Source organism: Streptococcus caledonicus (assembly GCF_042656225.1).
Lineage (GTDB): Bacteria > Bacillota > Bacilli > Lactobacillales > Streptococcaceae > Streptococcus > Streptococcus caledonicus.
This window is the reverse complement of the sequence record NZ_JBHSOJ010000016.1, coordinates 415,880-430,817: the sequence shown is the minus strand read 5'-3', so window position 1 is coordinate 430,817 and position 14,938 is coordinate 415,880. Positions and strand designations below refer to the sequence as shown.

The 14,938-nt window shown below is 38.2% G+C and carries 14 protein-coding genes and 1 pseudogene; all 15 read right to left on the bottom strand.

Annotation, left to right across the window (positions count from 1 at the left end; genetic code table 11):
* Positions 1-8 precede the first annotated feature (8 nt).
* The 15 genes and pseudogenes from ACFPQ3_RS06055 to ACFPQ3_RS05985 all read right to left on the bottom strand — a co-directional run bounded on the left by ACFPQ3_RS06055 (position 9) and on the right by ACFPQ3_RS05985 (position 14,938).
* Entirely contained in the window at positions 9-800 is a 792-nt protein-coding gene (locus ACFPQ3_RS06055) for a YlmH family RNA-binding protein (RefSeq protein ID WP_156805352.1), read from the bottom strand.
* Positions 794-1,072, bottom strand: a complete 279-nt coding sequence (locus tag ACFPQ3_RS06050) for a YggT family protein (protein ID WP_156805353.1) — start codon at positions 1,070-1,072, stop codon at positions 794-796. Before ACFPQ3_RS06050 ends, ACFPQ3_RS06055 begins: the two co-directional genes overlap by 7 nt.
* A 2-nt stretch (positions 1,073-1,074) precedes the next feature.
* Positions 1,075-1,635 carry a cell division protein SepF gene (locus ACFPQ3_RS06045; protein WP_156805354.1) on the bottom strand — a complete coding sequence of 187 codons (561 nt, stop codon included), beginning with the start codon at positions 1,633-1,635 and terminating at the stop codon, positions 1,075-1,077.
* A 12-nt stretch (positions 1,636-1,647) separates the two neighbouring features.
* The gene (locus ACFPQ3_RS06040) at positions 1,648-2,325 is read right to left on the bottom strand and encodes a YggS family pyridoxal phosphate-dependent enzyme (RefSeq protein ID WP_156805355.1); all 678 of its coding nucleotides are present in this window, start codon (positions 2,323-2,325) and stop codon (positions 1,648-1,650) included.
* 2 nt (positions 2,326-2,327) lie between these two features.
* A complete protein-coding gene (gene ftsZ, locus ACFPQ3_RS06035; protein WP_156805356.1) occupies positions 2,328-3,611 on the bottom strand; it encodes a cell division protein FtsZ in 1,284 nt (427 codons plus the stop codon).
* Between the two features lie 20 nt (positions 3,612-3,631).
* Positions 3,632-3,820, bottom strand: coding sequence for a cell division protein FtsA C-terminal domain-containing protein (locus tag ACFPQ3_RS06030; RefSeq protein ID WP_380433848.1), 189 nt, complete (start codon positions 3,818-3,820; stop codon positions 3,632-3,634).
* Positions 3,796-4,990 (bottom strand): annotated as a pseudogene (gene ftsA / locus ACFPQ3_RS06025) (cell division protein FtsA); the annotation flags it as partial. The pseudogene ftsA and the gene ACFPQ3_RS06030, both read right to left, overlap by 25 nt.
* Before the next feature lie 158 nt (positions 4,991-5,148).
* On the bottom strand, positions 5,149-5,838 hold the full coding sequence (locus ACFPQ3_RS06020; protein ID WP_156805358.1) for a 5'-methylthioadenosine/adenosylhomocysteine nucleosidase: 690 nt from the start codon (positions 5,836-5,838) through the stop codon (positions 5,149-5,151).
* A 605-nt stretch (positions 5,839-6,443) separates the two neighbouring features.
* A complete protein-coding gene (gene macP, locus ACFPQ3_RS06015; protein ID WP_156805359.1) occupies positions 6,444-6,698 on the bottom strand; it encodes a cell wall synthase accessory phosphoprotein MacP in 255 nt (84 codons plus the stop codon).
* Positions 6,699-6,700: 2 nt separating this feature from the next.
* Positions 6,701-7,252 (bottom strand): NUDIX hydrolase, encoded by a 552-nt coding sequence (locus tag ACFPQ3_RS06010; protein WP_156805360.1) that lies wholly within the window; start codon positions 7,250-7,252, stop codon positions 6,701-6,703.
* Positions 7,253-7,641: 389 nt separating this feature from the next.
* Positions 7,642-9,021, bottom strand: a complete 1,380-nt coding sequence (gene glmU, locus ACFPQ3_RS06005) for a bifunctional UDP-N-acetylglucosamine diphosphorylase/glucosamine-1-phosphate N-acetyltransferase GlmU (protein WP_156805361.1) — start codon at positions 9,019-9,021, stop codon at positions 7,642-7,644.
* A gap of 301 nt (positions 9,022-9,322) precedes the next feature.
* Complete coding sequence (locus ACFPQ3_RS06000; RefSeq protein ID WP_156805362.1) at positions 9,323-12,055, bottom strand: GBS Bsp-like repeat-containing protein; 2,733 nt, start codon at positions 12,053-12,055, stop codon at positions 9,323-9,325.
* 51 nt (positions 12,056-12,106) lie between these two features.
* Complete coding sequence (locus tag ACFPQ3_RS05995; protein ID WP_156805363.1) at positions 12,107-13,090, bottom strand: Gfo/Idh/MocA family protein; 984 nt, start codon at positions 13,088-13,090, stop codon at positions 12,107-12,109.
* Positions 13,091-13,160: 70 nt separating this feature from the next.
* A complete protein-coding gene (locus tag ACFPQ3_RS05990; protein WP_156805364.1) occupies positions 13,161-14,033 on the bottom strand; it encodes a DUF4300 family protein in 873 nt (290 codons plus the stop codon).
* A gap of 239 nt (positions 14,034-14,272) precedes the next feature.
* A complete protein-coding gene (locus tag ACFPQ3_RS05985; protein ID WP_156805365.1) occupies positions 14,273-14,938 on the bottom strand; it encodes a hypothetical protein in 666 nt (221 codons plus the stop codon).

Sequence of the window (14,938 nt, the reverse complement as noted above, 5' to 3'; positions counted from 1 at the left end):
TCTCCTCATTATTCTGTTATTTTTTCAATTGTAAGTTTAATTTTACCAGATTTACTTAGGCCATTTTCTCGGGCAATCTCATAACGTCCGTAGCCTCTAATACTTAGCAAATCACCAACTTCTAAGTCTTGTGAAACTTTTCCAAGACTGGCATAATTAAGCTTAACATTATCTTTTTCTATCAATTTCACTGCATTACTTCGAGATAGATTCAAAATCTCTGAAATAATGACATCTGCTCGCCAACTAGTAACTAAAATATCTTTCTCTTGTTTATGAACCATTCTAGGAAGCAAAAAATTAAGATTTTTTTCCTTTAGAGAGACTGAAATTTTACCAATTTTTCCTATATTTTGACTAAAATAAGATGCCATATTGGTTTCAACTAAAATTTGAACTTTTCCCTCAGCTATTAAGATATCACCAAAAATACTACGTTTAATACCAAGTTGATTAATGAGTGTTCCCAAAATCTGCCTATGAGTTAAATGATTAAATTTAGTATTATAAGAAAATTCTAACAAACTAATTTCAAAATCTTCCAAATTCAAAACATAATAATCTGGAGAGATTAAAACTCTTGCATACTCTGTGTCATAATAATCTGAAGAAGCATAACAAGATAGCCCTGTTTGATTGACCAAACTAAGTAAAATAGCAACCTGCCTAGGATTAAGGAATTCTGTCACTTGAAAAGTATAGGTTGCCTCAACTTGTTCAATCAAATCTAAGCATTTTTCAATAAAAGTTTGTTCATCTGGACGAAAATGTTGGTAAACTACCCTATCGCCTTTTACCATAATGTGAATACCATGATATATAATTGCATCAATAAATATCGAAGAAACTGTAGAGCTACAAATGCTACTAAAACAGTAACATCAAATATCCCAAAATGCAATTTAAGTTTCCTAAAAGGCTTCAATAACGGTTCAACAAAATAAGCAACCCAATATCCTAATCTTGTTTGATAGGCACCGGGAAACCATGATAATAAGACATAAACACCTAACAACATCATATAAACTTCAATTACTTTAAATAAGATGCTAAAAATATAATAATTCAACATGTTTAACGTCTCTTCATATCATAATCAAAACTAGATGCTTCGTTATGTTGACCACGTTCTGACAAGCCAAGATCTTCAATATCGACAACAACATTTGCTGGAGTTAAAAGATACATGGAAGAACTAACTTTTTGCAAATTTCCAAAAAGAACAGAGCTCGCTCCACTAAGAAAATCAAGACAACGGCGTGCAGGCGCATCTAACATATATTGAAAATCAATCAAGACACTCTCATTCTCAATCAAAAGATTAACAATTTCTGGAGCATCTTCATACTGTCTTGGGTATTTAATCGCAATTTTAGATTTTTCAGAAATCGGAGCATTCTGAGCCATATGTTCTCGTTGTTGAGCTAAACTAGGTCCACTTTCGGTAACAGCTTTCAAATGTATTTGTTCTTTTGCTGTTACCCGTTGCGATTCCTGACGGTAAGGTACTGGTTGCACGGGTGCTACTGGTCTAGCTGTTTCTTGATATTCAGAAGTCTCAACTTCTTCTGTATCAGATACTTCATCAGTATCAAAATAAGAAATGAAACTATTAATTTTATCCTTCAGTCCCATATATCCTCCTATTTAGTTAAAGAATGCCGTTCCAACGCGCACAAATGTAGCACCTTCTTGAATAGCAAGTTGATAGTCACTTGACATCCCCATACTAAGTTCAGTCATTGGCATATTCTTTATCCTTCTATCTCTTAGCGTTTCCTGTAATAGTTTTGTTTGTCTAAAAATATTCACTAATGTTGTCTCGTTAGCTCCAAAAGGTGCCATCGTCATCAAACCTACAATTTCAATATGATCACATTGCTCTAATTCAGGTAACGCGTCTTCTAATTCCTCTATTGAAAAACCATGTTTGGTTGTTTCACCAGAAATATTAACCTGTAAGAAACACTTTATTTTATGTTGAGCTCGTTTTTGAATTTCTTGTGCTAGTTTAATCGAATCAAGCGCATGAAAATAGTCAACTAAATTGATAACATCTTTCACTTTTCTCCGTTGTAGACTACCTATGAGATGCCAGGTCAGTTCATTATCATTAGCCTTTAGGGCCTCATATTTTTCCAAAAATTGATCAACACGATTTTCTCCAATATGGCGAACGCCAGCTTCAACAAGCTGGCTAGCCACTTTATGATCAACATATTTTGTCACTGCAATCACAGATACAGACTCTGGTGAACGACCAATCTTATGGCAAGCATGATTAACTACTCCAAAAACTTTATCTGTTTGACTCTTTATTGTCATATTTAACGATTTTTAAAGAATGGAGGTGTTTCCAATTCATCATCACCTTCAAAGCTATCTTTGAAACTTGTTACAGATAATTGACTATCTAACTCACCTTCTGTTGGTCGTGCAATAGGATCACGACGAAGATTCCAATCACCAAATGGACTTTGTGAAGAGGTTTGAGTAGGTGAATTTTCTTTTGCCATAGTTGGCATATCTGACGGCTCTGCCATGTCAAATTGAGCAGGAACTTGACGATAAGTCGTGGATGAAGTCACAGGTTGGCTAAAAGTACGTTGAGATTGTTGATTTTGAGCAAATCCTCCAATCACACGTTGAGTTTTCTCTTGACCAACACCTGTTGCTACAACAGTTACTCTAATTTCATCGCGCATATCTGGATCAATTGAGGTCCCTAACCAAATATTAACATTGCTGCCAGCCGCTTGACTAACAATCTCTGATGCCTCTTCTGCTTCTGTAAGAGTCATATCAAGACCACCAGTCACGTTAACAATGACATCTTGAGCACCATCAATTGTAGTTTCAAGGAGCGGAGAATAAATAGCCTTACGAGCAGCCTCAACAATACGCTCTTCACCAGAACCGATACCAATTCCCATAAGGGCGTTGCCTTTATTTGCCATGACCGTTTTAACATCGGCAAAGTCAAGGTTAATAAGCCCTGGGCTTGTAATAAGATCTGTAATCCCTTGAACACCTTGTCGGAGAACATTGTCTGCTTCGCTAAGAGCTTCCATAAGAGGAGTTTTCTTATCAACAATCTCAAGAAGATTATTATTTGAAATAATCAACAGCGTATCAACATGCTCACGTAACTCTTGAATTCCCTCAACGGCAAAGTTACCACGTTTATTTCCTTCGAAACCAAACGGACGAGTTACAACTGCTACTGTCAATGCACCAAGTCCTTTTGCAATACGTGCAATAACTGGAGCAGCTCCTGTACCAGAACCACCACCCATACCAGCAGTAATAAAGACCATATCTGCTCCAGAAAGTGCCTCTGTTAAAACTTCCTCACTTTCTTCAGCCGCTTTACGCCCAACTTCTGGCTGGCCTCCAGCACCAAGTCCACGAGTTAATTTAGGACCTAACTGAATAACTGTTTCAGCTTTTGATGAGCTGAGTGCTTGGATATCAGTGTTGGCAGCAATAAACTCAACACCCGCTACTCCTTCATCAATCATACGGTTAATGGCATTACCACCACCGCCACCAACACCGATTACTTTAATGATTGCGCCAGTTACAGACGCTGCATCAAATGAAAATACCATTTTATTCCTCACTTTAATAATTAGTCAAACATAGAACCAAAAATATTACGCATACGATCACCGAACTTTGGTTTGTCATTGATTTTCTCTTCTGTAGGAACCGGTGGCTCTACAACTCGAGTCTCAGTAGACATATGAGACTGTGGCGTTACCGGCTGCACAGGAGCAACTGTGTAAGTTGTCGTCATGTCAATTGGTTTACGTCTCAAAAGTTCCTCATTATGAACTGCATTTTGTGCAATTGCTTCAACCTCTGTCATGTTACCTACATATTCCACAAGACTGATAACGTTAGCAAACATTGGATTACGAATACCAACTTGATTTGGAATATAAAGTTTAACAGTAGTTCTAAAAATCTTCTCTGCTAGTTCAACAACACCGGGTAAAATTGCTCCACCACCAGATAATACTACACCACCTGGCATATCAAGTACTCGCCCACGGTCTAAATCTTGTTTTACACGTTCTAAGATGTGGCGAACACGCGCAGAAATAATCTCAGATAAGTAACGCTCACTGACATCAATTGGCGAGGTCTCACCAACAACATCAACTTGAACGGTTTCTGTTGTACTTGATGCGTCAACGTCTGCATTGCCAAAATTAAATTTCAAAGCTTCTGCAATATCACGAGAGGTTTTCAAAACTTTTGAAATATCTTTAGTAACATAGTCTCCACCTTCAGCATAAATATTAGTGTACTGTAATTCCTGATTACGCATAGAAGCAACCGTTGTTTGACCACCTCCCATATCAATTACAGTAGCACCAAACTCACGCTCACCTTCATTTAATACTGTTTGTGCCATAGCAAGCGGAGAAATCACGATATTTTCAAGAGCAATGCCTGCTTTTTCAACTGCTTTACGCAAATTGTGAAGAATCGTACTTGGACCTGTGTAGAGAATACCACGCATCTCTAGACGAATTCCCATCATTCCACGAGGATCTTTAATACCTTGGAATCCATCAATAATAAATTCCTCAGGAATTAGGGTAATAACTTCACGTTCTGGAGTCACACTCTTTGTAAGAGCCGACTTAACAACGCTATCAACGTCTTCATCACGAATCTCTTTTGTTTCACTTGGTACTGGAATCATGCCTTGGGTTGATTCAATCTGCAAGTGATTAGCTGGCAAAGCCACATTTACTTTATCAATGCTTACTCCAGCCTTTTCTTCAGCTTGTTCAACAGCAGTTTTAATGGCTCCAGCTGCTACGTCAATATCAACGATAATACCGTCTTTGACACCTACGCTTTTAACCTTGCTTACTCCAATAACATTCATTTCGCCACCGATAAATTCAGCGACTAGTACCTTAATCGTACTTGTTCCAATATCTAGACCTGTAAAAAAGCCACTTCTAGCCATTCACTTGACTCCCATTCTTACTGTTCTTGCTGGTAATTTTTGCTATTTTACCACCTTACGCTATTATAACATAAAAAAACATAAATTGTCTTTATTTTCCCCATTTTTAAGGATATTATCGTAAGTTTTTTTATTTCTGTCACATTATAGTCACGTCTTTATAATAATTGTAAAAAAGTTAGAAGAATCTGAGCTGATTTTTCTCCCGCTTCAATGATAAACTCATCAAAACTAATATTGGCATCATGATTAGCACTGTCGCTCATCGCTCTTACCACAACAAAAGGTTTCCCAATATTCTGCGCTGCTTGAGCAATGGCTGCTCCTTCCATTTCAACCGCTAGAACTTCTGGAAAATTTGCCTTAATCCCATTGAGTTTTTCTTGACTTGCAATAAAACTATCTCCAGTAGTGATAAGCCCTATGTGACTTGATAATTGTTTTTCGTGTAGTGCTTTTTGGAATATGAAAACTAAGTGACTATCACTTTCAAAATATAAAGGTTGTCCAGCCATTTGTCCGTATGAATAACCAAAAGCAGTAACATCAACATCATGGTAAGCAAGCTTATCTGCCACAACAACATCACCAATCATAAGCCCATCTGAAACCGCTCCTGCAGAACCAGTATTGATAATGGCATCAACATTAAAATGGTCTGCAAGGATGGCTACACTCATCGCTGACATGACTTTTCCGATTCCTGATTGAACCAGTACTACTTCATGTTGAGCAATTTTGCCAGTATAATAGTTTTTTCCAAGTACTTTACTTTCTTTTGCATTTTTTAAATGTGGAATAAGAGTTCGTAATTCTTCTTCCATAGCAGCAATAATTCCAATTTTCATCTTTTAGTTTAAGATAGCCTCCAAAATTATAAAAGAGATTTCCCAACAAAACAACACCTTAGAAAATCATTTTTAATATTTTCAGCTCCTGTTCAATTAGAGATTCTAACCAAACAATCCTTTCTATAAATTTTGTATTAAGCCAAAATCAAAAATTAGTTTTTTGTTTTTTCTTAAAAGTGCGGACACTCAGAAAGTCTGGGGGATAAAACTGCTAATATCAGCAACAAAACCTTCATTAATAGATTTAAACCTAAGTATCGCAAAAGATGTTTGGCTGTACTTATCAACTACTCAACGGAGGCCAACCTAATCATTCTTGCGAGGGCACGACTACGGCATTGATTCTCAATTTCTGTAATCCTTCCAAAAGTTTGTCCTTATCAAGAATAAACTCTGAGTTCTCTCATCTCTAAATTTAGGATTTTGTCGTTCTCCTATCTCTCAGTAACATATTTTGATAGTCTCTCCCTGGGCTGTCAGCCACCACCAGATGGTTTCACCAATAAAAATCGCCATATGGGGAAAGAAATATTTTATTCTCCACTATATAGCTCATCAATGGTATGAGGACTTAAAACTTTAATTTTGATTTTGAATGAGTATTACCAGTTAAAAATAGCATATGCTAACAGACATAGCAATACTAAAATAATTGCTAGAATCATATTAAGTTTCCGACGAAATTGATTTTTTTTTGCATTCTCAATACGTCTGCTTTTTATGATTCGATCAATATCAATTTCTTCAATCCTTATGGTTTGACCAGTTTTTAATTCATGCTCATAAAGTAGCTCTTCTAAATCTTCACCATGATTGTAACGTTCAATAATTTCATCTGTCAAAAGCGGTTGGCTCATGACTATTTCCCTCCAACTGTTAAAGCAAAATACTGCAGCGCCATAATTGTTTTGGCATCACAAATATCACCTGTTTTTATCAATTCTAGACACTCATCCAGACCTAGTTCAACTATTTCAAGAACCTCATCATCATCTTTGGGACGGGGATTTGGTACTTTAACAAGATCAGTCGCCATGTAAAGTCTGATTTTTTCATTGCAAAAACCAATAGCTGTATAAAACTCATACAATAAGTTGAGCGCAGCTGTATAGCCAGTTTCTTCTTCAAGTTCCCGTAAGGCAGCTTCTGTTTCAGAACCGTGTTCTCCAACCTCTAATTTTCCAGCAGGAATCTCATAGGAAATTTTTTCAATGGCCTTACGGTATTGCTTGACAATAATGATTTTATCGTCTGGAGTCACTGCCAAAATAGCTACCGCCCCTTTGTGAAAAATTAATTCCCTTTTGGCTTGGCCAAGATTATTTGGTAATTCAACATCATCAACTGCCACCGTAAAAATATGACCTTCAAATTTGATATCTCGTTTCAATGTTTTTTCTTCAAAATCCATGTTATCTACCTCTTGATTTCCTTGACTTATTTTACTACAAATCGTTTAGAATTGCTATTCAATGTTAAAATAGTAATTAAATAAACCAGTTTAAGTACTGCCTAGCTAAAAAAACAAGCACTTTCAAAGAGGGTGGGACAAAACTCTGAACAATAAAACAAAAAACGAACAAAGGTTATCTCTTATATATTTAAAGAGCATCTTTGTTCGTTTTTATGTACATTTTATTAGAAAAGTAGATTTATTGGTATAGATTTTCTAAACTAAAAATCTTTTTGTACCAGCCTCCGTATTTTAAAATTTTTCAATTTCTTATTTTCCTCCAAGCCAAAAAAAAAAGCGATAGCTTTGAAAAATTAACTTTCAAATGCTATCACTTTTGTTAACGATTATCTTTTACTTGGGTGATATGGGAAATGTTTCGCATATCCATCTTTATTCTCCTGACGACCACGTCCGATAGCAATTGAATCCTCTGGGACGTCTTTAGTTACGGTTGAACCGGCAGCTGTTACCGCCCTATTTCCAATAGTCAATGGCGCAATAATGGTTGAGTTGCTTCCAACAAAAACATTATCTCCGATAGTCGTCTTAAATTTATTTTTTCCATCATAATTAGCAAGAATGGTGCCTGCACCAAAATTCACTTCTGTACCAACTTCAGCGTTACCAATGTATGTAAGGTGTCCTGCTTTGCTATTTTCTCCAATCGTAGAGCCTTTAACCTCTACAAAATTACCAATATGAACATTTTCAGCTAATACTGATTCTGGACGAATATGGGCATAAGGTCCTACCGTTACACCATCTGCTACTGTTGACTCTTTAATCGTAGAGTTAGTAACGACTACTCTTTGACCAATGTTAGAGTCTACGATACAAGTTCCATTTGTCAAAAAGCTCTCTGAACCAATCTTCGTTTGACCTTTTAGGGTCACATTAGCCTCAATCACCACATCTGGTTCGATGACAACGTCCACTTCGATATAGGTTGCTTCAGGATTTTGGAAAGATACTCCGTTTACCATGTGAGCTTTGTTAATACGATTGCGCATAACACTTTCTGCTGTGGCAAGTGCAACACGGTCATTGACACCTAGGCTCTCGTTGAAATCACGAAGAACATATGCTCCTACCTTTTCACCATTTTCACGGAAAATAGAAATCACATCTGTTAAGTAATATTCTCCTTGTGCGTTGTTTGTATTAATATTTTTTAGTGCTTCAAAGAGACGCTTGTTATCAAAAACATACGTTCCAGTATTGATTTCTTTAACTTGTTGTTCAAACTCTGTCGCATCTTTTTGTTCAACAATCTTAGTCACTTCACCATGTTGGTTACGGATAATACGACCATATCCAAATGGATCATCCGCTGTTGCGGTTAAAATTGTTGCGACATTTTTATGATTGACATGGAAATCAATCAGATTTTTCAAGCTCTCACCTGTGATAAGGGGCGTATCACCCGCAATAACCAAGGTTTGCCCTGCTAGCCTTGCTAACTCTTCTTCAGCCATCATAACGGCATGACCTGTTCCTAGTTGCTCTGTTTGAAGAGCAAATGAGGATTTGCCAGAGAGTACTTCCCTCACTAGCTCTGCTTTATGCCCAATGATCGTTACAGTTTTCTCTGGATTAAGAGCAGAAACCGCACGAAATACATGTTCAAGCATTGTGATACCAGACACTTTATGTAACACTTTTGGCAGATCGGATTTCATGCGAGTCCCTTTACCCGCTGCTAAAATAATGGCGTAGTTTGACATCAGTTTTCCTTCTTTTCTTTCATTTACCTTTTCATTATAACATAATCATTCTTAAAAATTCAAAAGTAACCAGACAGAGAATAAGGAAGCAAAGCTGACAAAAAAGTCCCCTAGCACCTTTGAAAATTATAGAATACTGATTTATCCATGCCTGCTCACCGATAAACCAAACTAAGTTTACTTCACAGCCAATATAAAGCAATTTTTAAATGCTTTTAACCATCTACACACTATCCAGTCAGATATTAATTTAGTCTGAGTAGGATTGAATGATAATACACTCAAATCAGATGACTCTAGACTAGTTCCTATAATCGCCACCCTCAAAACCATAATATTCTTCTAAAGACTTACCAGAATGATAAATGTCCGTGGCTTCACGTCCAACAAAACGAATATGCCATGCCTCTGGCATATAGCCTGTTATATGTTCTTTTCCTTGCTTATAACGTACGACAAATCCATATTCATGAGCATGGTTTGCCAACCAAGAAACTGCATTGGGTTGAGCTAATAGACTACTATTCCCACCTAAAACATCAAAGGCTAGCCCAAGTTGATGCTCACTGTGTCCTGCCCTTGCTGAAAAACGATCAGCTTCTGCTTGACCGTACAGAGAGACGTAATTCCAATACAATGATTGCTGAGTGCTATAGCTACGGTACCCACTATAGGAATGGCTAATATCAAATCCTAAACTTCTCATTTTATTCGTTAAGTTGATAAAAGCCGCCTTAGCAGTTGGATTTTCGCCAGGTGCATATTGACTACTTACTGAATATTTTTTATTAGCAATTATAATATTGTCATACTTACCTTGGATACTATAATATAATCCATTGTAAATCACCTTAGGCTTAGGTGCCACAATACCATCTACTACCTCATTAGCTACAAACTCCCGTTTACCACCGTCATTAGTCACATACAAATGCACATGATACTTACCACTTGTGTACTTGTGATCACTCGCTCTAACTGTCAAACGATAATTCCCATCCGCCTGCCTTGCGGCTGTGTACCACACGATGTCATCTTGACCTCCAGCTTCTGACCAGGTCGGTAATTGGACTAAGGAAACGCCTCCTACTGACTTCAAGTCAGAAACGACAACCTCAAAGGTCCCCTTCTCCTTGTTCACATTTTCAATGGCTAAGGTCGCTGTTGGTTTTGGCAAGGCCTTAACCGTTACCTTATCACCATCTAGGAAAATCAACTTCCCATCTCTAGTCCGACCATAACTATGGATGTGATACACACCGGTATCATACTGATGGTCTTTGATGTTTACCGTTAAGCTATAGCTACCATCGGCTTGTTTTTGTGCCTGATACCACTTGAGATCATCTTGGTCTCTCTGAGCTGACCAAGTGGGTAAGATAACCGTTGACAGGTAACTTGGCACATTCTTTACGGTCACCTTAAAGCTCGTTGCTGTGACTGATTCAACAGTCGTTTCTGCCTTCGGTGTAGCGACGTTATAGGTCTTATTGGCATTTAGGAAGATGTTCTCTTCCTTACCGGCGTTCCCATAAACGTGAATGTGGTAAAGTCCACTGGCATATTGGTGGTCCTTGATATTTACCGTTAACCGATAGCTCCCATCTCCTGCTTTTTGAGCGATGTACCATCTGATATCATCTTGACCATTCTGATCACTCCATGTTGGAATCCGAATCTGATCAATGTAACTGGGCACATTTCTTACCGTAACGGCAAATTGGTCCTCCTTAACCCCAACAACTGTTGTGTCAACAGCTGTCTTCGGATGGCTATAACTTGCCTTGGCTAGGAAGGTTTTCTTTTCTCCTACCTCACCGTACAGGTGAAGTTGGTAACCCTCTGTCTCAAAGTGATGCTGGTCAAGGTTCACTGTCACTCGGTACGTTCCGTCTGAATGTTTCTGGGCACGATACCACTTGAGGTCATCTTGGTCCTTCTGAGATGTCCAAGTTGGTAAGACCACACTGGTATACTTGGCTGGAACATTACTAATTGTCACCTCAAACTGACGATCAGTGCGTGGGCTCACACTTAAGGTTGGGGCTTTAGGAACAGGTTGAGCGTAGCTAGCTTGACCAACATAAACTTTCTTACCGTTAGGTTTCCCTTCATAATAATGAAGATAGTAAAGGCCTGTCGAAGAGTTGTGGTTATCTATATCAACAGACACCTTATAGCGTCCATCGCTCTGCTTTTGCCCCTCATACCAGATGAGATCATCCTGATCATGAACGGATGACCAAATCGGCACATAGAGTTTATGGAAGTAGCTCGGCACATTTGAAATGGTCACCTCATAACTCGTTTCACTGGTCGCTTTAATCTGGGTATCCAGTTTTGGAGGGGTGAGGGTAATGCTTTCTGAGGTGACAAAGCTCATCTTGCCTGTCGTTTTTTGACGGAAATAGGCATGGAGGTGATAGAGCCCATATTCCCAATGGTTATTATAAGGAACAGTGGCTTGACCTTTTGGCAGAGAATACCAGATGAGATCATCCTGATCACCCGCTTGAGACCAGACTGCTACTTGGAGGTCACTCTCTGCTGGAATCTCTTCCGTGTAGGTCAAGGTCATACTTTCTGTCCCTTGAGTGACTGTCAGAGGCTTTTGGACCGTTGAATCTGTCACGGGAGCTTCTGAGTTTTTCGCTTTGGAGACATCTTCTGTTAGCTTTGTGTCAACCTGAGGAACAGTCACACGGGATGCTGTCCTTGCTTCTTCTTTAGGTTCTGGCGTCAGTACTCTTGATGCCTCACTGACTTCAGGAGACGAAGTCACCGCTTCGGTCACCGGCAAGTCAGCGACTTGTGAAGCAGAGTCAATCGTAGAGGTACTGGGTACTTCAACAGGAGCCTGTGTTTCTGACGGAGCAGTTGTGGTCTCAGAGGTTTCTGTGGCAACGACTGCAGACGTTTGAGAAACTGAAACCTGCTCCTCTGCTTGGGCAAGCGTTGAAGGCGTCAGAAAAGTAGCTGCAGCTACACCTGCAACTACCCAACGTTTCTTAGCTTTGTACATTTTCTTTTTCATTAAAATCTCCTTGTTGATATTAACTATCAATATCAATTCCCTTTTTAGGGTTTAAATCTCACTTACTTTGGAGTTCATACTTTCAACCGCCTGCTCTAAGACTGTCATCACGAGACGACTATGTTCCAGGGCCACATCACGTGCAGCAAGATCATTTTCCCTAATAATATGTTCAAATGCTACAAACTCTGCATACATGCGGTGATGTGGGGTATTGGCATTTTTGAGTTGAGATTTTTCCCCATTCAATGTCAGACTTATTTTAGGCATCGTATTTGTTGGGCCTAAAATTGCAATTGATCCCTTATCACCTTGAAGTGTTGATTTTATTTCAGCAGAGCAATCTTTTGCACCAATAGCCACTGCCTTAAAATTGCCATAATCCATAATTAATATCCCAGAGGTATCCACTCCCCGTTCCATATTGGCAAGGTATTGGACTGATTGCGGAGCTCCAAATAAGCCGACTACCAAGTGAATATTATAGATATTCAAGTCACGCAAAGCACCGCCACCCATCTCTGGGTTAAAAGCTGGCGCAATTTCACCACGTTTAAAGGCATCGTAACGTGAACTGTATTGAGAGTAATTACATTCCACAATTTTAAGCTTGCCCAACTGCTTCAAATTTTCTCTGATATAGTGAAAATTCCCTAAATACTGATTAGTAATCGCTTCAAGCAATATTAGCTTTCTCTGCTCTGCTATGACCATTAAATCCTCAAATTCTGCCAATGTAAGGGTAAATGGTTTCTCACAAATCACGTGTTTACCTGCCAATAGAGCCTGGCGTGCATAGTCATAATGAGTGTGATTTGGCGTGCCAACATAAACAGTATCCACAATAGGATTGGCTAAAATGTCGTCATAAATGCTAGTTGCCTGTGCTATATCATATTGCTGAGCTAAGTCTTCTGCCGTAGCAATCGAACGTTGTGTTGACATAATCGCCACTAATTCTATCCCATCAATTTCTTGTAAAACCGGTAAGACTTCTTTAACAATCATACCTGTTCCCAACAAAGCTAATTTCATCTTTGCTTCCTCTTTGCTTTTTTAATAAATTGTCTAATAACAGTTGAATTTAACATTAAATTCTGATTGATTAGCCGATAAAGTCCCTGTCATTCTCCATAATGAATGGCTTTGTACTTCCAGATGTATCCGTATCATACTTTGCCATCAGATAATCATGCAACGCTTTCTTGTCAGCAAATTTCAACACCTGATAAGGTTCTTCAAAGGATATCTTTTCAATAAATAAGTACCCCCCCTCTGAGGGAAAAAGCATTCCTACATGACCAATAAATAATTTTGTCGCTACTCCATCTAATTGATCATGAAACCAGACGGACACCATAGTCACATTAGATTTAGCAAAAGTGACACCTTGTTGTTTCCAGTATTCTTGGACCTTTTCCAAATGAATTTTTGTATCGTTAATATTTTCCGTTGCTACAGCACTAAAAAGAATCTTAAAATTCTCCTGTTCCTCAGGTTTAACTTGGTAAATTGCTGGCGCATCCACTAGAGCTTCCTTATCAATAAAAAGCAAACTATCATCAGCTGGAAGGGTTGGTGATAATTTAATCATGGATTTAACTAGTTGAAAGGTTGTTAAGCGGCAATTATAACCAGGAAACAAGGGAAAGTGGTTCGACCATTTATCACTGATAGCTCCTATATCATAGATAGGTATTAAGCTTTTTGAAGTACCGTAATCAGATTGGACTAAACTGTCTGTAGGGATATGTTGATTATAAAAATTGACTTGTTCAAAAAAGAGGTTGATATCTTCTGCTGGTAATAATTTACTTAAAGACTTCGCAACATCATTTTGTGTTTTTTTATCAAGAAGATTTGAATATGTAATTGTATACTTATCTGGTTTATTTAATGATTTTTGGGACTTATGTTGACAAGCAACCATAAACATAACAAGCAATACAGATACCACAAGCACTTTTAATTTTCTCACGAATCCAGCTCCTTTTCTAACTTATTATAGCATAAAGAGGCTGGGAAAAAGTACCCCAACCTTCTATTTTTTATAACACTGACCCTTTGACCACATGCTTGATTGTAGGTCTGCAACTGGACATTTCTTCATTTTAAGCGTCCCCTAAAACATCCACTGGACAGTCTCAGCCAGAGTTTAAAATACAGAGAGTACAGGAAGTCAAGACATCGAAATAATGACCTCCCCACTCTCAAATCCTATTTATAATACTCTTTACTATTATGTTTATAAATACTAAACCAAAGCAGAGCTAAAAGAATGACAAGCAGTCCTAATTGAGTAACTTGCAAAGCTGTCTCTAACAACCATGCCAAATACTCTCCAGCTCCCATATCCCAAAAAACACTAAAAGTCCAAACCAGCACAATAATACCTCCGAGAAGCAAGCCACGTCCATTAGCGGTTACCTTATTAAATAAGAGGGCAAGGTGGACACCCAAAATCCCAAAAATCAAATGGGCTAATAAAATAGAAAGGTAACCTCTCACAAGTTCAAGTTGAGACAGCTTGCCATCTGTAGTAACAAGAGACAACAGAACATTATCGGGATACGTTTTATCAATAACCGGTATTAAAAAGGCTAATAATAAGAAATAGATCAGCGCAAAAGTCAGCTGTCTTGCTACCAAGCTCAAGTAAAAATCCTTTCGACTAACACCAATCTGAGCAAACTGACGAAACATAACCGCTACTCCTGTCATTCCAAACACAAAACTGATTACATACATCAGGGGATGAATCGTATAGTGAGCTTGACCTGCATTAACATTGATAATCCCTCTATGGATAAACAAACTCCCCAACATCACCGGCAAAAAATAGCATAAAGGTTTTAATTGATAAAAATATAGCTTTTTAAACAT